This window comes from Streptomyces sp. NPDC002896, from assembly GCF_040295225.1.
Lineage (GTDB): Bacteria > Actinomycetota > Actinomycetes > Streptomycetales > Streptomycetaceae > Streptomyces.
In genome coordinates this window covers 21800-40655 of sequence record NZ_JBEOVA010000025.1, presented here as the reverse complement: position 1 = coordinate 40655, position 18856 = coordinate 21800, and the positions used below count along the sequence as shown (strand labels likewise).

Below are 18856 nucleotides of genomic sequence, written 5' to 3'. Positions count from 1 at the left end.
CGGCTCCTCAGCGTCGGGGCAGGCCGAGCACGCGCTCGGCGATGATGGTGCGCTGGATCTCGGACGTGCCGCCGGCGATGGTCCCGGCGAAGCTGCGGGCGTAGCGCTGGAACCAGCTGCCGGAGAAGTCCTCCCAGTGCATGTGGGAGTACGGCGCGGTGGTGGACGGATGGGCGAGCCCGTCGGGCCCGGCGGCCTCCAGCGCCCGTTCCGCGGCCTTCTGCGCGGCCTCCGAGCCGAGCAGTTTCAGTACGGACAGCGCCGGGACGTCGGTGTCGCCGCGGGCGGCGCGGGCCAGGGCGGCGGAGCCCAGCAGGCCCAGCGCCTGCCGGTCCATCACCAGGTTGGCGTACCAGTCCCGGTCGAGCGGGGTCCCCGGGCGGTAGTCGCGGAGCAGTTCGTCCATGCGGTCGGCGAAGCTCAGCCACAGCAGGGTGCGTTCGTGCCCGAGCGAGCCGTTGGCCACCCGCCAGCCCTGATTGAGCGGGCCGACGAGGTTCTCGACGGGGACGCGGACGTCCTCGAAGAACACCTCATTGAAGTCCTTGTCCTCGGGTGCGGTGAGCGAGCCGAACGGACAGCGGGTCAGACCTGGTGTGTCGGTGGGGATGAGCAGGGCGCTGATGCCCTTGTGCTTGGGGGCTTCGGGGTCGGTACGGACGAAGGTGAGCAGCACGTCGGCGTCGTGGGCTCCGGAGGTCCACACCTTCTGCCCGTTGACGATGAAGTGGTCGCCGTCCAGGACCGCGCGGGTGCGCAGGGAGGCGAGGTCGGAGCCGGCACCCGGCTCGCTCATGCCGAGCGCTGCGGTGATCTCCGCGCGGAGGATGGGCACGGCCCAGCGGCGCTTCTGCTCCTCGGTGCCGAAGGACAGCAGCGAGGCGGCGATGATGCCCAGGCCCGCCGGGTTGAAGCTGTGGTAGATGCGGCGCCGGGACAGCTCCTCCAGGTGCACGTACTGCTGCAGGATGGTGGCGCTACGGCCGCCGAACTCGGGCGGATTGCCGGGCAGCAGCCAGCCCTCGTCGAACAGCAGCCGCTGCCAGCGCCGGGCCCAGTCCGGGATGTGCGCGGTGGACCGGGAGCGCTCGGTCGCCTCCGCCTCGGTGGGCAGGTGCTCGGCCAGGAACGCCGCGAACTCGGCCCGGAAGGCCTCGACGTCGTCGTCAAAGGTCAGCCGCATGACTCTCCTACTCCTTGGCGACGATGCTGATAATATCGTTCTCGATGAAAGAAATGATAGTCTCTCCATTCACTGCACCCGGCTACCGTGGATGAATACGTTTCTCTCGTCAACGCAGTACCATCACGACATGACGCAGAAGGCAGATCTCAACGCTGGTCCGCCCCTCGGCGAACCGACCTGGAAGCAGCGTGCCGTCGAGCGTTCCACGAGGACGATGCAGCTGCGTGCCGAGCAGCGGGTGCAGCGCTTCCTGGACTCGGCTCAGGCGATCATGGTGGACAAGGGCACCACGGACTTCACCGTGCAGGAGGTCGTGGACCGCTCCCGCCAGTCGCTGCGCAGCTTCTACCAGCACTTCGACGGCAAGCACGAACTGCTGCTCGCCCTCTTCGAGGACGCCCTGAGCCGGTCGGCCGTACAGATCAGGGCCGCAGTAGATGAAGCGGACACGCCGTTGGCGCGATTGGAGGCCGCCGTACGGCTGCTCTTCGACGGCTCCCGACCCGACCCGGCGATGACACACCCGCTGTTCACCGACTTCGCCCCGCGGTTGCTGCTGACACACCCCGAGGAGGTGAAGGTCGCGCACGCACCCGTCCTCACGGTCCTCACCGAGCTCATGACGGAGGTGGAGGCGGACGGCGGGCTGCGCCCCGGCCTCAAGCCCCGCCGCGCGGCCGCGATGGTGATGCAGACAGCGATGTTCCTGGCCCAGTCCAGCGGACCCCCGGAAAGCTCGGCCTCCCACCCGCTGACCTCCGACGAGGTCTGGGAGTTCTGCTCCGGAGGCGTCACCCGCGACTGAGGCGCATACCGCTCAGCGCCGCGAGCCGATCTCGAGCCGATCTCGAGCCGAGAATCCTATTCTCGGATCCGAAGAACTCTCTTACACTCAGTGCATGTCAGACCTCTGGAGCGATCTTCTCGACTGCCTCGGCCTGCGTGTGCTTCCGTCACCGCCCCCACACCCGGGCACGGGTGGCGCGGACGCGCAGCACCCGAGTCCTCAGTCCGCCGCCCGCTTGGTCTTCGAGGGCCGCAACCAGCAGCTGAGTTACCACCGGCTGTTCGGCGGGCAGTTGCTGGCGCAGTTCGTCCGCGCCGTGTCCCTCGCGTGTCCGGGCAAGGCCGTCAAGTCCCTCCATGTGCTGTTCGCACGGGCCGGCCGTACGGACGAGACCGTCCGGTACGAGGCGGAGTGCCTGCACGAGGGCAGCACGTTCGCCACCTGGTCGGTCGTCGCCCGGCAGCCGTCGGGCGTGGTGGCCACGGCGTCGGTGTCGATGCATGCCGCCGAGGACGGACCCGACCGCCAGACCGTGGCGCCCGTGCCCACCGTCCTGCCCCCGGAACATCAGGTGGAGCTGGATCTGCTGCCCTGGGAGACACGGGTGTCCGCCGACCTCGACGCCCCGGCGGCACAGCCGCCCGAACTGGACCTGTGGATGCGCACCCCGGGGGCCGACCCGCAACTGGCCCCCGCCCTGCTCGCCTACGCCACGGACCTGACCGTCATCGGTACTGCCCTGCGCCCGCTCGACGGGGTCAGCCAGAAGGACGCGGGAACGGCCTTCACCTCGGCCGTCACCTCGCACACCGTGTGGTTCCACCGGCAATTCCGTACCGACGAGTGGCTGCTGCTCCGCCAGCACTCTCCGCTCGTGGCGCACGGCCGCTGCCACGGCCGCGGTGACGTCCTCACCACCGACGGCTCCCTCGTCGCGTCGTACGCACAAGAGGCCCTGCTGCGTTTCCGTCCGGCAGACCAGCCTTCCTCTTAGCCGGGCCGACGAGGCGGGGGCACCCCCCGTGGGTGCCCCCGCAGTCCGGCAGGTCGTCAGGAGCGTTCGGTCAACCTCAGGGCGCGGCCACCTCGATCACCACGGCCGACCCCATCCCGCCGCCCGCGCACATCGACGCGACGCCGATCCCGCCGCCCCGGCGGCGCAGTTCGTGCACGAGCGTGACGAGCATGCGGCCTCCGGTGGCGGCCACCGGGTGGCCGAGGGAGCAGCCGCTGCCGTTGACGTTGACCGTGTCCGGGTCGAGGTCGAGGAGGCGCACGGTCGCGACGCACATGGAGGCGAAGGCTTCGTTGATCTCGTAGAGGTCGACGTCGTCGGTCGAAAGGCCGGCGCGGGCAAGGGCCTTGGGGATCGCCTGCACGGGGGCGAGGCCGGTGTCGGCGGGGTCGACGCCGACGGATGCCCAGCCGCGTACGGTGGCCAGGGCGGGCAGGCCCAGCCGGCTGCTGGCGACGACCAGGGCGGCCGCGCCGTCGTTGCCTCCGCAGGCGTTGCCCGCCGTGATGCTGAAGCCCTCGATCTCTGGGTGGAGGGGCTTGAGCGCGGCCAGCTTCTCCATCGACGTGTCGCGGCGCGGGTGTTCGTCGACCCGGAACAGGCCGTGCGGCGTGTCGACGGGGACGATCTCCGCGTCGAAGCGTCCCTCGTCGATGGCGCGTACGGCGTTGCGGTGCGAGCGCAGCGCCCACGCGTCCATGTCCTCGCGGCTCACGCCCGCCTTGACGGCCGCGTTCCAGCCGACCGTGATCGACATGTCGGCATTGGGGGCGTCCGGCCGGTCGGGGTGCGTGGGCGGCAACCACGGGTCCGTCCAGTCCTCTCCCTCCCGGAAACGCAACCTGGGCGAGGTGGATGCGGAGTTGACGCCGCCCGCGATGACGACCTCGTCCATCCCGGCGCGCACGGAGGCGGCGGCGGTCTGGACCGCGGCCAGCCCGGCGGCGCAGTGCCGGTTGTGGGCCAGCCCCGGTACGGAGGTCAGGCCGGCGGTGATCGCGGCGTGGCGGGCGATGACGCCTCCGCCGTACAGGCCCTCGCCGAGGACGACGTCGTCGACGCGGCTGGGCTCTATGCCCTGGTCGGCGAGGCGGTCGGCTGCGGACCGGACGACGAGATCGGCCAGGTCGTAGGCGGTGGTGTCGCGCAGCGTCCCCTTGACGGCGGTGCCGACGGGGGTGCGCAGGGCGGACACGATGACGGCTTCGGGCGCTTCAGGCATGGGTGGTCTCCAGGGAATCCAGGGTGTCCAGCTCGGCGAGGAGGGCGCGGCGCAGTAGCTTTCCGGTGTCGGTACGCGGCAGTTCGGGGCGGAACACGATGACGTCGGGGGTCTTGGAGGTGCGCAGCCGGGCCTTGGCCCACTGCCGGATCTCGTCCGGATCCCCGTCGCCGACGAGGACCGCGACGATCCGCTGCCCCCACTCCTCGTCCGGCACGCCGACCACCGCCGCCTCCGTGACGCCGGGGTGGGCGAGGAGGACGTCCTCGATCTCGGCGGGGGCGATGTTCTCACCGCCGCGGATGATGGTGTCGTCGGCGCGCCCCTCGATGAACAGGTAGCCCTCCGCGTCCAGGCGTCCCCGGTCGCGGGTGGGGAACCAGCCGTCGGCGTCCAGGGCGCTGCGCCCCCGGTACTCGCCGGATATCTGGTCCCCGCGTACGAACACCAGGCCGGTCTCGCCGGCTTCGCAGGGCGTGCCGTCCTCCGTGCGCACGGCGATCTCGACGCCGGGCAGGGCGCGCCCCACGGACGTGAGCCGGTCGCGTACGGCGGGGTCGTCGGAGGCGACGGCGGCGCGGTGGTCCTCGGGGCCGAGGACGGCGATCGACGAGGCGGTCTCGGTGAGTCCGTATGCGTTGGCGAAGTCGGTCGTCGGGAAGGCGCGCAGCGCCTTTTCGACGACGGTCCTCGGGGTGCGGGCGCCTCCGTAGGCGAGGCTGCGCAGGCTCGGCGTTCCGGCGTCGCCGCCGTCGGGCACTCGGTCGACGATGCGCGCCAGCATGGTCGGCACCAGCATCGCGTGGGTGACGCGCTCCGCGCGCACGGTGGCGAGCCACTCCTCTGCGTCGAACGCCGGCAGGTAGACGACGCGGCGGCCCGTGTAGAGGTTGGACAGCAGGTTCGTCAGCCCGGCGACGTGGTACGGCGGAACGGCCACCAGGGCCGCGTCGCCGTCCGCCGCCGAGCCGAACTCCAGGGTGTTCAGCACATAGGCGAGCAGGTGCTTGTGGCGCAGGAGGGCCGCCTTGGGGGCTGCGGTCGTCCCGCTGGTGTAGAGGATGACGGCGACGGCGTCCTGGTCCCATGGGGCCGCTTCCTGCTCCGCGCCGGGGTCCGACTCCGCCGGGCCGTCCACCAAGTCGTCGAGGTCGTCGGGTCCCAGGACCAGAGCCCCGGGATGCCGCCTCGCGATCTCCTCCAACTGGTCGCTTCCCAGGCGGTAGTTGAGCGGCACGAACGGGACGCCGGCCAGGGCCGCTCCGAACAGCGCCACGGGGTAGGCGAGGTGGTTCACCCCGCGGTAGAGGACGGCGGGCGCATCACGGAAGCGCCCGGCTGCGCGGCGGGCAAGACCCAGGAGTTCGGCGGCTGTCAGCGACCGGCCGTCCCGTGTCACCGCTGCTCGCTCGCCGCCCGAAGCAGCCATCTCGAGAATCATCGTGATATTCATGAGAGTGCTATTCTCATGCTCGAAGAGCGGGACTTTCAAGAGTGGGGAGCATAGATGCAGATCACCGGGAGCTCCGCGATCGTGGTGGGCGGTGCAGGCGGCCTCGGCGAGGCGACCGTGCGCCGGCTGCACGCGGCAGGGGCGAAGGTCGTGGCCGCCGACCTCGCCGACGACAAGGGCAAGGCGCTCGAGCAGGAGCTGGGCATCCGCTACGTACGGACGGATGCCACAAGCGAGGAGAGCGTGCAGGCGGCGATCGCGGAGGCCGAGTCCGCGGGGCCGCTGCGGATCGTGGTGGACGTGCACGGCGGTCCCGCCAGCGGCGGGCGTCTGGTCGGCAAGGACGGCAGCCCGCTCGACCTCGACGGCTTCCGCACGACCATCGAGGTCTATCTCACGGGCGTCTTCAACGTGATGCGCCTGGCCGCCGCCGCGATCGGCCGGCAGGAGCCCCTGGACAGCGGCTCCCGCGGCGTCATCGTCAACACCGCGTCCATCGCCGCGTTCGAGGGCCAGATCGGCCAGATCCCCTACGCCGCCGCCAAGGGAGGTGTGGCGAGCATGACGCTGGTCGCCGCGCGCGACCTGTCGCCGCTCGGCATCCGGGTCGTCGCCGTCGCGCCGGGCACGTTCCTCACCCCGGCCTACGGGCAGGCGGGCGACAAGCTGGAGGCGTACTGGGGGCCGCAGGTCCCGCACCCCCGGCGCATGGGCCGCCCGGCCGAGTACGCCGAACTCGTCCACCACCTCTGCGAGAACGACTACCTCAACGGAGAGGTCATCCGCCTGGACGGAGCCCTCCGCTTCCCGCCCAAGTAACCGCCCCTACATGGAAGTTGTGCGCCCGCAACCGGCAGCCGAGAGAGAGGCAGGGTCAGGGGATGCGATCACAGGGCGGAACGGCGGCCGGGCCTCCGTACCGCGTCGTCCAGTGGGCCACCGGAAACATCGGCAGCCGGACGCTGCGGGCCACGATCCAGCATCCGCAGCTGGAACTGGCCGGGGTGTACGTGCACACCCCGGCCAAAGCGGGCCGCGACGCCGGGGACCTGTGCGGGCTGCCTCCCGTCGGCGTCGCCGCCACCGACGATATCGAGGAGATCCTTGCGCTCGGTGCCGACTGCGTGCTCTACACACCCCGCGAGCTGGACGTCGACGTCCTGTGCCGGCTGCTCGCGTCGGGCACCGACGTGGTGACGACACGGACCGACTTCCACCACCGCGACAGGCTCGATCCGACACTGCGCGAACCGGTCGAATCCGCGTGCCGCAAGGGCGCATCCTCCCTGCACAGCACAGGGAGCAGCCCCGGGTTCATCACCGAAGCCATACCACTGGTGCTCAGCTCTATCCAACGGCGGCTGGACAGCCTGCTGATAGAGGAGTACGCCAACCTGTCCCGGCGCGACTCTCCGGCTCTCCTCTTCGAGGTGATGGGTTTCGGCAGGCCGCCGACGGAGTTCGACGCCGGGCGGGTGCAAGGTCTGGGCGCCAGCTTCGGCCCGTCGCTGCGACTGGTCGCCGACACCCTCGGTATCCGGCTCGACGGGATCGAGGCGAGCGGGGAAGTCGCCTGCGCACGCAGCCATATCCGGATAGCCGCCGGCACCATCGAACCCGGGACCGTCGCCGCGCAGCGGATCACGGTGGCGGGTGTGCGCGACGGCCACCCGGTGCTGCGCTTCCGTGCCAACTGGTACTGCGGCACTGACCTCGACCGCGACTGGGACCTCCGCAGCACCGGCTGGCATGTCACGTTGGACGGGGACGCACCCCTCGACATCGACATACGCTTCCCTGTCCCGCCGGAGAAGCTGGCAGCCGTCTCCCCGTCGTACACGGCCAACCGCGCCGTCAACGCCGTTCCCTACGTCTGCCAGGCCCCTCCGGGCATCCGGACCACGACCGACCTCCCACAGATCGTCGCCGCACTCGGCTGAAAGCCCCGCGGTGAACTCGCCTTCGGAGAGTGGATATGGATGTTGAACACGCGAAGGACATTTCTGCCCGGACGAGGTCCGTCGCGGTGGTGACCCTGTCATGAAGTCCGAGGACCAGTTCCATCTCGGCATCGTCGCGGAGGACTTCGAAGCGACCATGGCCGGCCTGTCGTCCCTGTTCGGGTACGAGTGGGGCGACGAAGTCGGCGGACCGGTCCCGGTCACGCTGCCCACCGGTGACGCCGTCCTCGAGCTCAGGTGCGCGTACTCGGTGACGGCGCCCAGGCTCGAGATCATCCGGAGCATCCCGGGGACCCTCTGGGAGCCGGCGACCGGAACAGGCATCCATCACATCGGCTACTGGTCCGATGACGTGGCCGCGGACTCCGCCGAGCTCGTACGCCACGGTTACGTGACCGAGGCGACGCGGACGGGGCCCGACGGTACCCCGTTCTTCACGTTCCACCGCAGCGCGAACGGGTTTCGCGTCGAGCTGGTGAGCCGGGCTGCGAAGCCGGGGCTGCAGCGGTGCTGGGCCGTCCCGAGAGGCGCCCTCCCGAAAGGCGCGGCGTGATGTCCACTCCGTGCCGGCTGCGATCTGACAGGAGGAATCGATGACGACTGTGGGCATCGCGACCGGCGGCGGTCGCGGCATGGGGCTTGCGTGCGCGCAACGCCTCACCGGCATGGTGGACACGGTGGTGCTCGTGGACCGGGACGAGGCGACCGTGACCGCGGCCGCCAAAGACCTGTCAGCTGCAGGCCGCGGAGCCGCTGTCGAACCCTTCGTCCTCGACATCACCGATGGTGACGGCCTCGCCCGGCTCGCCGCTCACGTCCGCGAGTCGGGCACGCTCCGGGCCGTCGCCCACGCCGCAGGCATCTCCCCGACCATGGCCGACTGGCGCCGGATCTTCACCGTCGACCTCGTCGGGACCGCGATGCTGGCTGAGGCGCTGCGCCCGCTCGCCACCGCCGGGACGGCGATGGTGTGCTTCGCCTCGATGGCGCCGCTGCTCGACCCCACCGAGCCGGACCCCGCTGCGGTCGCCGCCCTTGACGCCCCGCTCGACGAGCAGTTCCTGGACCGCATCCACGATGCCCTCGGTCCGGCCGTCGAGGACACCGGAGTGGCGTACGCGTGGGCCAAGCGCGGCGTACACCGCTTCGTACAGCAGGAGGCGGTACGGCTCGGGCCGTTGGGAGCTCGTGTCTGCTCGGTCTCTCCCGGCGTCATCGACACACCCCAGGGGCGGCAGGAAGCAGAGAGCCACCCGTTCATGGACGTGCTCGTGCAACGGACACCGCTCGGGCGCACGGGACACCCCGAGGAGGTCGCGGCCGTGGTCGCCTTCGCGCTGTCGGACGACGCCGGATTCCTCAACGGCGTCGACCTTCTCGTCGACGGCGGCGTGTGCGCGGCGCTGCACGGGCCGGCCGGTCGGCAGTAACCACACGGCGCAGATCCACCGGCAGGAGAGCAACGAGGCTCGGCGAGGAGGACACATGGCTGCGCGACGAGTGGTGACCGGCCGTGCCGCCGACGGAAAGGGACACGTCGTCAGCGACGGTCCGGCTCCGTGCGTGCTGGCGACAGAAGACGTGCCCGGCTTCCAGACGGTGTACGTATGGGCGACGGATGCGGTGCCTCATGTGCCCAACGCCGGAGCCGACCCGACCAGGCTGGACCAGAAGTTCTTCCCCGGTCCGGAAGGGTCGCGATTCCTGATCAACGTCTTCCCGCTGGGCTTCGGCGCGGCACCCGGCCACGCGGCGGGAGCAGGACCACACGGGGATGTGTTCATGCACGCCACCTCGACGATCGACTACGGGGTCGTACTCAGGGGCGAGGTCACCCTGATCCTCGATTCCGGTGAGGAAGTGACGCTGCGCGCCATGGACACGGTCGTACAGAACGGCACCGTGCACGGATGGCGCAACGCGTCGGCCGAGCCCGCGATCGTCGCGTTCGTGGTCCTGGGCGCCGAGGCGGCCGAGGCGTCGTCACCGCGGGACGAGGTGGAGGGGGCGGCGCGGTGACAACCGAACCGATGACACCGACCCTGCACGCCCATCGCACACCGGACTTACCGGCGATCATCATGGGTTCGAGCGGCGAGGTGGTGACCCACGCGCAACTGGAGGAGCGGTCGGCGCGGTTCGCCCGGGCGCTGCGTTCGCGCGGTCTCGGCGTCGGCGACCACATCGCCATCCTCATGGAGAACAACCGTGCGTATCTGGAGGTCGCGTGGGCGTCGCAACGCTCGGGCCTGCACTACACGGCGCTCAACAGCCACCTCCGCCCGGGCGAGGTGCAGTACGTCCTCGACGACTGCGGCGCGGTCGCGCTCGTGACCAGCGAGGCTATGGCCGACGTCGTGGCCGGCCTGGACCTCTCACGCATACCGGTGCGGGTGGCGGCGACCGGCGAACTCGCGGGATTCGAGCGCTACGAGGACGTGCTGGCCGGGGAATCCGCCGAGCCGCTCGCTGACGAGTGCGAGGGCCGCGAGATGCTGTACTCGTCGGGTACGACCGGCCGGCCCAAGGGCGTGCGCAAGCCGTTGCCGGGCACGGCGTTCGGCGATCCGTCGTCGGCTCCCGCGCAGATCGCGCGTGGTCTCCTGATGCTGGGTGCCGGAGCGGACTCGGTGTATCTGTCGCCCGCCCCGCTGTATCACGGCGCGCCGCTCGTCTTCTCGATGTCGATGCACCGCATCGGCGCGACGGTCGTGGTGATGGAGAGCTTCGACGCCCGCCTTTGTCTCGAGCTCATCGAGCGCCGCCGCGTGACGCACGTGCAGTTCGTGCCGACGATGTTCGTACGGTTGCTCCGCCTCCCCGCGGAGGAGCGCGAGCGCTGGGACCTGTCGAGCCTGCGCAACGTCACGCATGGGGCGGCGCCGTGTCCCGTCGCGGTGAAGCGGCAGATGATCGACTGGTTGGGGCCGATCGTCCACGAGTACTACTCGGGCACCGAGGACGTCGGCAACACACACATCACACCGGAAGAGTGGCTGGCCCATCCGGGTTCGGTCGGCCGCCCGATGCAGGAGTGCCACATCGTCGGCGAGGACGGCGAGAAGCTGCCGGTGGGCGAGGCGGGTGTCGTGTACTTCGCGGGTGGCCGCCCCTTCGAGTACCACAACGATCCCGGCAAGACCGCGTCGATCACCCACCCCAAGGGGTGGCGGACGCTCGGGGACATCGGGTACCTCGACGAGGACGGCTACCTCTACCTCACCGACCGCCAGGCCCACATGATCATTTCCGGCGGGGTGAACATCTATCCGCAGGAGGCCGAGAACGTCCTCACCAGCCATCCCGCGGTGGCCGACGTCGCCGTGATCGGCGTGCCCGACGACGAGATGGGCGAGGCCGTCAAGGCGATCGTGCAGCCCGCCGACCACGCCGGCGCCGGCCCGGACCTCGAGGCGGAGCTGCTCGCCTACTGCCGCGCAGGGCTCGCGACCTACAAGTGCCCGCGGACCGTCGACTTCGTCGACGAACTCCCCCGCGATCCCAACGGCAAGCTGTACAAGCGACTCCTGCGCGAGCGCTACGGAGCAGACGGCATCCAGGTGCCGGAGCATGGCCATAACGGAGCATGACGAGATCCGTACACGCGCCGAGCTGTTCGCCCTCAAGGCTGGGCCCGGTCCGAACCTCAAGGGACGTCATCGTCAGGACCGGGCCTGGGCGCGGCCGCGGGCGGTGATGCCGGCGCGCCTGGCGGCGACGTGGCTCGTGCCCGGCCGCCAGGTCTCGGCCAGCATCCCCTCGATGAGGTGCGCCTCCTGCAACGTCGCCGCGTTGGCCAGGTGCCGGTAGTGCCGAAGCAGCCGGCGGACGCTGTACTGGTCGTTGCCGACGATGTCGGCGGCCAGCCGCCGGGTGAAGGGCAGCAGCTCGTCGTGCGGCACTACGTGGTTGACCAGGCCGAGCCGGAGCGCTTCCGCGGCGGTGAGGAAGTTACCGGTGAGCGACATCTCGACGGCCCGCTGCAGCCCGATCGACCGCGCAAGCAGGACGGTGGCACCCCCGCCCGGCATGACGCCGAGACGGGCGTGGGTGTCCGCGAAGCGGGCTCGTTCCGAGGCCACCAGGAAGGTGCACTGCAGCGCCACCTCCAGCCCGCCGGTGACGGCGACGCCGTTGACGGCGCCGATGACGGGCTTGGCGATTACGGGCAGGAACCGGAAGAGGCCGTCGCCGCCGCGCTCCGGGCCCGCGCCGGGTGCCCGAGGGGCAGCGCTGGGCGGCGCCTCGCCGGACACCTCCTTGAGGTCGACACCGGCGCAGAAGGCGGGGTCCGTCCCGGTGAGGACCACCGCGTCCACTCCTGGGTCGTCCCCGGCGGCGGCGATCGCGTCCCACAGGGCGTGGGTGAGTTTCCGGTTGAGCGCGTTGCGTGCTTCCGGCCGGTTGAGTGTCACTGTCGCGACGCGGTCCTCGATGTCGACCAGGACGACGGGCTCCATCTTCGCCATACGACGCTCCCAGTTTTAGAGAATTCCATTCTCGAACTGCTTAGTATCACACCATGAGAGTTGACGGAACGCTCGGCGGGCTCGCGGACGCCGCGACCCGAGCCCGCATCCTCGAGGACGACGGATATGACGGGTTGTGGGCGGGAGAGCTCAACCAGGATCCGTTCCTCCCGCTGGCCGTGGCCGCCGAGGTGACGGACCGCATCGAGGTGGGCACGTCGATCGCGGTGGCGTTCGCGCGGTCGCCGATGGCGCTCGCCTACACCGCCAACGACCTTCAGCGGCATGCCCGCGGCCGGCTGCTGCTCGGTCTCGGGTCACAGGTGAAGGCGCACATCGTCCGCCGCTTCTCGATGCCCTGGAGTGGGCCCGCCGCGCGGATGCGCGAGTACGTCCTGGCGCTGCGGGCGATCTGGTCGTCCTGGCACGAGGGCACCCCGTTGGACTTCCAGGGCGACTACTACCGGCACACGCTCATGCCACGGGACTTCGTCCCACCCGGCCACGAGTTCGGCCCGCCACGCGTGCTGCTGGCCGGCGTCGGCGAGCTGATGACCCGTGTCGCGGGTGAAGTGGCGGACGGCTTCCTCTGCCACGGCTACACCACCGCGCGCTGGATCCGGGAGCGGAGCCTTCCGGCGCTCCGCGAAGGACGTGCGCGAGCGGGCGCCACCATGGACGGCTTCGAGGTCGTCCACACGCCGTTCATCGCGACGGGCACGGAGCAACAGATCGAGGCCGCCCTGCCGAGATTGCGCGGTCAGATCGCGTTCTACGCGTCCACGCCGGCCTACCGCGGCGTCTTCGAACTACACGGCTGGGACGGCGTCAACGAGGAGCTGACCACGCTGTCGAAGGCGGGGCGATGGGCGGCCATGGCCGGGCTGATCACCGATGAGATGGTCGACGCGTTCGCCGTCGTCGCCGCCCCGGACGACCTGCCCGCCGCCGTGGCGGAACGGTACGGCGGGCTGCTCACCCGTATCTCGTTCACCCCGCCGGCCGGCCTCGACCACGACGTGGCCGCCGATCTGGTCCGGCGGCTGCGCGCCTGCTGCTGAAACCGACCGGCGCAGCCGCATGAGGCTAGTCAGGCCGCAGACTCCGCAGGAACAGTTGCACCGCGCTCCGGGTGTGGCGTTCCTGCTCGGCGGCATCGCGCAGGATGCCGAAGGAGGCGCGGCGTGCAGGTACGACTGACACCATCCCGAGGAAGTGCTCGGCGAGCATCTCAGGGTCGTCGGCGACGATCGCGCCTGCGGCCGCATGCCGGTTCAGCAAGTCGACCACGAGCTGCTTGCGTGGCCAGGCCCCGGCGCCGTACACCCGACGGGCGATCTCGGGAAAGCGCGCAGCGTGGGCGACGGCGAGCTGCCCGAGCTTGATCATCGACGGGTCGAGCGACCGGCGCACGGCGGCGTTGCCGATAGCGGTCAACGCCCCTTCAAGGTCGTCCGGGTCCGGTGGGGGCGGTTCCTGCACGGGCCAGTCGGTGCGCTGGGTCGCCCATGCGAGCACGGCACTGAACACGGCCTCCTTGCCCGGGAAGCGGGCGTAGAGCGAGGCCTTGGTGGTGCCGGCCCCCGCGGCGATGGAGTCCATGGTGGTGCCGTCGTAGCCGTGCTCCAGGAAGAGCCGGAGGGCGCATTCGCGGACGTCCTCGTCCAGCTGCCTGGCCTGCTCGCGAGTGGGCCGGCCGCCGCGGCGAGGCCGGGTGCCGCCCGGGTGCGGGCGGGATCGGGGCGGCGTCGTCATTTTCCGAAGTCTGCCAGAACCGGTCACTGGACCATAACTAGACCTCTCAGTATAGTTTTCAGCGATCCCCAGGAGAGCTGGAGGCGCAATGTCAAGGACGACGAACCAGCGGGATTCCATCGAGGCGTTGGACGCCCGCTTCCAGCAACGGCGAAAGCAGGTGCCCGTGTTGGACCGGCGGGCCGAGGCAGAGGGCATCAAGACGATCCGGGCACGCGAGGACATGATCCCGCTGCTTTTCCCCCACACGACCTACAAGAGCTACCCGGAGTCGCTCATCGCGAAGGGCCGCTGGGCGCAGCTGAACCGCTGGCTCGACTCCCTGTCGACCTACCGGGTCACCGACGTCGACGTGTCCGGGGTCGAGGACATCGACGGCTGGATCGAGCGGCTCGAGTCGGCCGGGCACCTGGTGTCGAGCTCCAGCGGCACGAGCGGCAAGAGTTCGTTCCTGAACAAGACCCGGCGCGACCGCGAGGCCTCGCAGCAGAATCAGATGGCCTGCCTGGCCGAGGCGGGCATCCCGGCGGAGCGCACGTGGCACGTCATCCCCGTGGGACCGGAGACCGGCCTCAGCGCGCACAACGCCTCCCGCGAGATGCTCATCGCCGCCTACGCGCGCCCCGATGCGATCCCCGTGCCCCGCACGCAGGGCCGCAAGGACCACTACCGCTACACGACCCGCCTTGCCGCCATCCGCAAGGCCATGGCGGACGGGACGGCCGAACCGGACGAGATCGCGGAGGTCGAGGCGGCCGGCGCCCGGCGGCAGAGGGAGACCGAGGAACGCCTGCGCCACTTCGCGGAGCACATCCTCAAGCGACGCGGCGAGCGGATCTTCTTCAACTCCATGGTCGCGCCGCTGTTCCGGCTGTCCGAGATCCTGAAGGAGTCGGGCGCGTCGGAAGGCGACATCACCGGAGAGAACGCGCTGATGACCGGCGGCGGCCTGAAGGGCAACACGCTGCCGCCCGACTACCAGACGCAGATCTACCGCATGCTGAACATCACGCCTGCCCGGCACCTGCAGTACTACTCGATGCAGGAACTGAACCTGCGCAACCCCAAGTGCCTCGAGGGGCGTTACCACGTACCCGAGGGGCTCGTCCTTTTCGTGCTCGACAAGGACGGGGAGTCGCCGGCGCCGGAGTCCGACGGTCAGGTCGAGGGCCGCGCCGCGTTCTTCGACCTCACCATCGACGGGCGGTGGGGCGGGACGATCAGCGGAGACAAGATCCTCGTCGATCTCCGCGCCTGCCCGTGCGGCCGACCGGGGCAGACCATCTTCCCCGAGATCACCCGGTACGCCGACCTGCGCGATGACGACAAGATCACCTGCGCCGGCACGATCGACGCCTACGTCCGCGGCTTCGTCGCGGAATGAGCGGAGGATTCATGAGCACGGCAACCACGCACGCGCCCCCGGGTGCGAAGATCCGGGTGCCCCACTTCGTGCGGGGCCGCCTCGTCTGGGGCGAGGACACCGAGTACCTCTCGCGCGACTTCGGCGTTCCGTTCGTCACGCCACGCCTCCAGCTCACCGAACTGTTCGAGCCGCGTACCCAGTTGGGGCCGGCGTTCAACGTGCCGCTGACGGAGATCATCGACTTCCTCGTCGAGACCGCGAAGCATCTGACGCTCGAGAAGAACGCGTACCTCCAGGAGTCGCTCGAGATGACCCTGCAGGTGAGTGCCCTGCCGCGGCGCATCATCGAGAACACCTTCCAGCGGCCGGGGCAGTTCCTGACGAGGGAGGCGCTGGAGTACCGCCTCGAGCGCACCTTCGGCGGCACCGATGTCCTCGACGGCTGGGTGGAGCGCACCGACCCGAACGGCCGCGTCAGCCGGGTCCGTGCCTTCCCGCCACGGCTGGTCCACATGCTCGCCGGAAACTCCCCGAGCGCGGCCATGACGTCGATCGCGGACGCCGCGCTCGTCAAGGCGGTCAACGTGTTCAAGATGCCGTCGGCCGACCCGTTCACCACCGTCGCGGTGCTGCGCACCATGGCGGACATCGAGCCCGACCACCCCGTACTCCGGTCGATGTCGGCCGTCTACTGGCGTGGCGGCGACGCGAAGGTCGAGGGCGTGCTGTACCGCTCCCAGTACTTCGACAAACTGGTCGCCTGGGGCGGGGGCGACGCCATTGCGAACGCCGCGAAGTACGTCGGGCCCGGCTTCCAGCTGATCTCCTTCGACCCGAAGGTGTCGATGTCGGTCATCGGCCGGGAGGCCTTCGCGTCCGAGCAGACCCTGCAGGAAGTGGCCGAGCTGGCAGCCACGGACGCCACCGTCTTCAACCAGGACGCGTGCCTCGCCGCCCGCCACATCTGTGTCGAAGGCGACATCGAGCAGGTCGACCGCTTCTGCGCCCTGCTCTGCGAACGGCTCGGAGTCGACCGGGAGTTCGCGTCGGCGGTGGGGCCGAAGCCCTCGAGCGACATCCGCGAGGCGGTGGACGGCCTGCGCTTCCTGGACCCCGAGTATCGGATCTGGGGCGACTACGACGGCCGTGGCCTCGTCGTGCGCTCGCCGGAGCCGGTCGACTTCCACCCCACGAACAAGACGGTCAACGTCGTGCCTGTCGCCACCATGCCCGACGCCGCCGCCTTCGCCACGGTGGCGACACAGACGGTGGGCGTCTACCCGTCGCATCGCAAGACAGAGCTCCGCGACCACCTCGCCACCGCCGGCGTACAGCGCGTCGTGAAGCTCGGCAGCGCCCTCACCGGCAGCATGGGCTCGCCGCACGACGGCATGTACCCGCTGCACCGGTTCGTCAACTGGGTGGTCGACGACGATGCCTGACGCGGCGCAGGGAGGAGGTATACGGCTGCGTGTGCTCGGCCGGTCCGGTTTGCGCGTCAGCGAACTGTGCCTCGGCACGATGACGTTCGGCACCGAATGGGGTTTCGGCGCGGAGGAAGCGACGTGCCGGGAGATCTACGCCGCCTTCCGCGAGGCGGGCGGCAACTTCGTGGACACCGCCGACGTCTACACCGAGGGCGCGAGCGAGACGATCACCGGGCGCCTGATCGCAGCGGAACGCGACGCCATCGTGGTCGGCACCAAGTACACGCTGCCGACCGACAAGTCCGACCCCAACTCCGGCGGCAACCACCGCAAGAGCCTGCGGCGCAGCGTCGAGACCAGTCTGCGCCGCCTGGGCACGGACTACGTGGACCTGCTGTGGGTGCACGCGTGGGACCAGTGCACGCCGGCGGAGGAGACGCTACGGGCGCTCGACGATCTCGTACGCGCCGGCAAAGTGCTGGCCATCGGCGTGAGCAACACGCCCGCATGGGTGATCGCCCGCTCCGACGCCATCGCCGAGCTGCGCGGCTGGAACTCCTTCTGCGCCCTGCAGCTCGAGTACTCGCTCGCCGCGCGCACCCCCGATCGCGAGCTGCTGCCTATGGCACGCAACCTCGGACTCGCGATCTCCGCGTGGAGCCCGCTCGCGCGCGGTCTCCTGGCCCGAAAGCCGCCGGGGGACGATGCCCAGCGGCTGTCCCCACCCCTGGAACGGGCGCTGAACATCGCCACGGAGATCGCCGCGGAGCTCGGTACGACGCCCGCACAGGTGGCCCTCGCATGGGTCCTGCAGCAGGGCCTCATGCCGGTGATCGGCGCGCGCACCATGACGCAGATCCGCGACAACCTGACCGCGGTGAGCGTCCGGCTCGACGCATCGCAGCTCGAACGCCTCGATGCCGCCACACGCGTCCGTGACGGCTACCCGCACGACTTCCTGCAGAGGTACAGCGCCGCCCTTGCGCCACCTGCGTGAGGTGTTCCTTCGCTCCCTGGTCTCGTTCAGGAAGCGGCTTTGGGCTCGCTGTGGTCGCCGTACTCGCCGTTGTCGGTCCGCGTGACCGTGACGGCGAGCAAGGCCATGTCGTCCTCCGCGCCACCGCTCCCGGTGTGCCGGTGGACGTCGTCGACCACGGCGTTCAACACGGCGTCCGGGCCGGCGAAGCGACGGCCCGCGAGAGCGGCGACCGGGTCGTAGAAGACCCCGACGCGGTCGCGCGCCTCGGTGACCCCGTCCGTGTACAGCAGAAGCGTGGCGCCTTCGGGGAAGGGCACCGCGTCCACCGCCACCCGGTCCGGATCGGCGTCAAGCACCGCCAGGCCGAGCGGCAGCGCCGTCCTGGACGGCTCGGCGGCCCGGACCACGCCGTCCGGCAGGAAAAGAAGCGGCGGGGGGTGACCGCGATTGACCAGTCTGATCTCGTCGCCGGACGGCGCGATCTCGGCCAGCAGGGCGGTGATGAACCCCTCGGTCCGGTCCAGACTGGGCCGGGACTCGAGCTCGCGGGCCAGGGTGCGCTCCAGTCTCCGCCAGACACCGTCCAGCGTGGGTTCGTCCTGAGCGGCCTCGCGGAACGCCCCGAGGACGATGGAGACAGCCTCGACCGCACCCAGGCCCTTCCCCCGCACGTCGCCGATGATGCAGCGCAGACCCTGGCCTGTCCTCTGGGCGGCGTACAGATCTCCGCCGATCTGAGCCTCCTTCAGCGCGGCCTCGTAGCGTACGGCGATCCGGAACGGCCCGATGCGGCTCCGGGGGCGCGGCAGTACCGCGTTCTGCACGACCGTGGCGATCCCGCGCGCCGAGCGCAGCCCCACATCGCGGCGGTACAGCATCCGATTGATCACCACGGCCATGATCGCGACAGCCACGACCGACGCCAGTTCCGTCAACCCGCCCTCCAGCTCCGCATGCCCCAGATAGCCGAAACGGGTCAGCACGGCGGCGTCGACGGCACACGCAGCGATGCCCGTCAGCACGGTCCCCCGCAGCGACATCACGGGGGCCGCGATGATGGGCGCGATCGAGTAGAAGGCGGTCGCGCTGAACTTCGCCGGGGTCAGTACGTCCAGCAGTCCGCCGCCGATCAGCAGGACGAAGGGCAGCAGCCGGGCGCGGCGCACCAGGCCGCGTCCCACGTCGGTGCTGGGCTCACCGGAACTCCCCACGTCCGTGCTCCCGTCGTCAGGGCTG

18 protein-coding genes are annotated in these 18856 nt (G+C 70.3%); 12 read left to right on the top strand and 6 right to left on the bottom strand.

All coding sequences use genetic code 11. The features are described 5' to 3' along the window. Positions 1–7: 7 nt before the first annotated feature. Entirely contained in the window at positions 8–1183 is a 1176-nt protein-coding gene (locus tag ABT009_RS34310) for an acyl-CoA dehydrogenase family protein (RefSeq protein ID WP_351304031.1), read from the bottom strand. A 130-nt stretch (positions 1184–1313) separates the two neighbouring features. Here ABT009_RS34310 and ABT009_RS34305 point away from each other — a divergent pair, with 130 nt between their 5' ends. Next, positions 1314–1991 carry a TetR/AcrR family transcriptional regulator gene (locus tag ABT009_RS34305; protein ID WP_351304028.1) on the top strand — a complete coding sequence of 226 codons (678 nt, stop codon included), beginning with the start codon at positions 1314–1316 and terminating at the stop codon, positions 1989–1991. Between the two features lie 94 nt (positions 1992–2085). After that, positions 2086–2967 (top strand): acyl-CoA thioesterase, encoded by an 882-nt coding sequence (locus ABT009_RS34300; protein WP_351304025.1) that lies wholly within the window; start codon positions 2086–2088, stop codon positions 2965–2967. A 76-nt stretch (positions 2968–3043) separates the two neighbouring features. Here the strand turns inward: ABT009_RS34300 and ABT009_RS34295 are convergent, their stop codons facing one another. Together ABT009_RS34295 and ABT009_RS34290 are read right to left on the bottom strand one after the other, a co-directional pair. Then, on the bottom strand, positions 3044–4210 hold the full coding sequence (locus ABT009_RS34295; protein WP_351304022.1) for a thiolase family protein: 1167 nt from the start codon (positions 4208–4210) through the stop codon (positions 3044–3046). Beyond that, the gene (locus ABT009_RS34290; protein WP_351304019.1) at positions 4203–5663 is read right to left on the bottom strand and encodes a class I adenylate-forming enzyme family protein; all 1461 of its coding nucleotides are present in this window, start codon (positions 5661–5663) and stop codon (positions 4203–4205) included. Before ABT009_RS34290 ends, ABT009_RS34295 begins: the two co-directional genes overlap by 8 nt. Before the next feature lie 54 nt (positions 5664–5717). Between ABT009_RS34290 and ABT009_RS34285 the strand changes: the two genes are divergently transcribed. The 6 genes from ABT009_RS34285 to ABT009_RS34260 all read left to right on the top strand — a co-directional run bounded on the left by ABT009_RS34285 (position 5718) and on the right by ABT009_RS34260 (position 11214). Continuing rightward, positions 5718–6482 carry an SDR family NAD(P)-dependent oxidoreductase gene (locus ABT009_RS34285; RefSeq protein ID WP_351304017.1) on the top strand — a complete coding sequence of 255 codons (765 nt, stop codon included), beginning with the start codon at positions 5718–5720 and terminating at the stop codon, positions 6480–6482. A gap of 62 nt (positions 6483–6544) precedes the next feature. After that, positions 6545–7603, top strand: a complete 1059-nt coding sequence (locus ABT009_RS34280) for an NAD(P)H-dependent amine dehydrogenase family protein (protein ID WP_351304014.1) — start codon at positions 6545–6547, stop codon at positions 7601–7603. Positions 7604–7703: 100 nt separating this feature from the next. Continuing rightward, positions 7704–8177 carry a VOC family protein gene (locus ABT009_RS34275; protein WP_351304012.1) on the top strand — a complete coding sequence of 158 codons (474 nt, stop codon included), beginning with the start codon at positions 7704–7706 and terminating at the stop codon, positions 8175–8177. Between the two features lie 40 nt (positions 8178–8217). Then, the gene (locus ABT009_RS34270) at positions 8218–9054 is read left to right on the top strand and encodes an SDR family oxidoreductase (RefSeq protein ID WP_351304009.1); all 837 of its coding nucleotides are present in this window, start codon (positions 8218–8220) and stop codon (positions 9052–9054) included. 55 nt (positions 9055–9109) lie between these two features. Next, the gene (locus tag ABT009_RS34265; RefSeq protein ID WP_351304007.1) at positions 9110–9643 is read left to right on the top strand and encodes a cupin domain-containing protein; all 534 of its coding nucleotides are present in this window, start codon (positions 9110–9112) and stop codon (positions 9641–9643) included. Then, the gene (locus ABT009_RS34260; RefSeq protein ID WP_351304004.1) at positions 9640–11214 is read left to right on the top strand and encodes an acyl-CoA synthetase; all 1575 of its coding nucleotides are present in this window, start codon (positions 9640–9642) and stop codon (positions 11212–11214) included. Before ABT009_RS34265 ends, ABT009_RS34260 begins: the two co-directional genes overlap by 4 nt. 72 nt (positions 11215–11286) lie before the next feature. Here the strand turns inward: ABT009_RS34260 and ABT009_RS34255 are convergent, their stop codons facing one another. Continuing rightward, complete coding sequence (locus ABT009_RS34255; protein ID WP_351304001.1) at positions 11287–12093, bottom strand: enoyl-CoA hydratase; 807 nt, start codon at positions 12091–12093, stop codon at positions 11287–11289. A gap of 53 nt (positions 12094–12146) precedes the next feature. On the opposite strand from ABT009_RS34255, the gene ABT009_RS34250 reads away from it, so the two are divergent. Continuing rightward, positions 12147–13154, top strand: coding sequence for a TIGR03617 family F420-dependent LLM class oxidoreductase (locus tag ABT009_RS34250; protein WP_351303998.1), 1008 nt, complete (start codon positions 12147–12149; stop codon positions 13152–13154). Between the two features lie 25 nt (positions 13155–13179). Here the strand turns inward: ABT009_RS34250 and ABT009_RS34245 are convergent, their stop codons facing one another. Continuing rightward, on the bottom strand, positions 13180–13848 hold the full coding sequence (locus ABT009_RS34245; RefSeq protein WP_351303995.1) for a TetR/AcrR family transcriptional regulator: 669 nt from the start codon (positions 13846–13848) through the stop codon (positions 13180–13182). An 88-nt stretch (positions 13849–13936) separates the two neighbouring features. On the opposite strand from ABT009_RS34245, the gene ABT009_RS34240 reads away from it, so the two are divergent. The 3 genes from ABT009_RS34240 to ABT009_RS34230 are packed head-to-tail and all read left to right on the top strand — an operon-like array spanning position 13937 to position 17638. Then, the gene (locus ABT009_RS34240) at positions 13937–15232 is read left to right on the top strand and encodes a hypothetical protein (protein WP_351303993.1); all 1296 of its coding nucleotides are present in this window, start codon (positions 13937–13939) and stop codon (positions 15230–15232) included. Between the two features lie 11 nt (positions 15233–15243). Then, positions 15244–16656 (top strand): acyl-CoA reductase, encoded by a 1413-nt coding sequence (locus ABT009_RS34235; RefSeq protein WP_351303990.1) that lies wholly within the window; start codon positions 15244–15246, stop codon positions 16654–16656. A 31-nt stretch (positions 16657–16687) separates the two neighbouring features. Continuing rightward, the gene (locus ABT009_RS34230; RefSeq protein ID WP_351303987.1) at positions 16688–17638 is read left to right on the top strand and encodes an aldo/keto reductase; all 951 of its coding nucleotides are present in this window, start codon (positions 16688–16690) and stop codon (positions 17636–17638) included. 26 nt (positions 17639–17664) lie between these two features. Here ABT009_RS34230 and ABT009_RS34225 read toward each other — a convergent pair whose 3' ends face one another. Next, complete coding sequence (locus ABT009_RS34225; protein ID WP_351303984.1) at positions 17665–18831, bottom strand: PP2C family protein-serine/threonine phosphatase; 1167 nt, start codon at positions 18829–18831, stop codon at positions 17665–17667. Between the last annotated feature and the right edge of the window lie 25 nt (positions 18832–18856).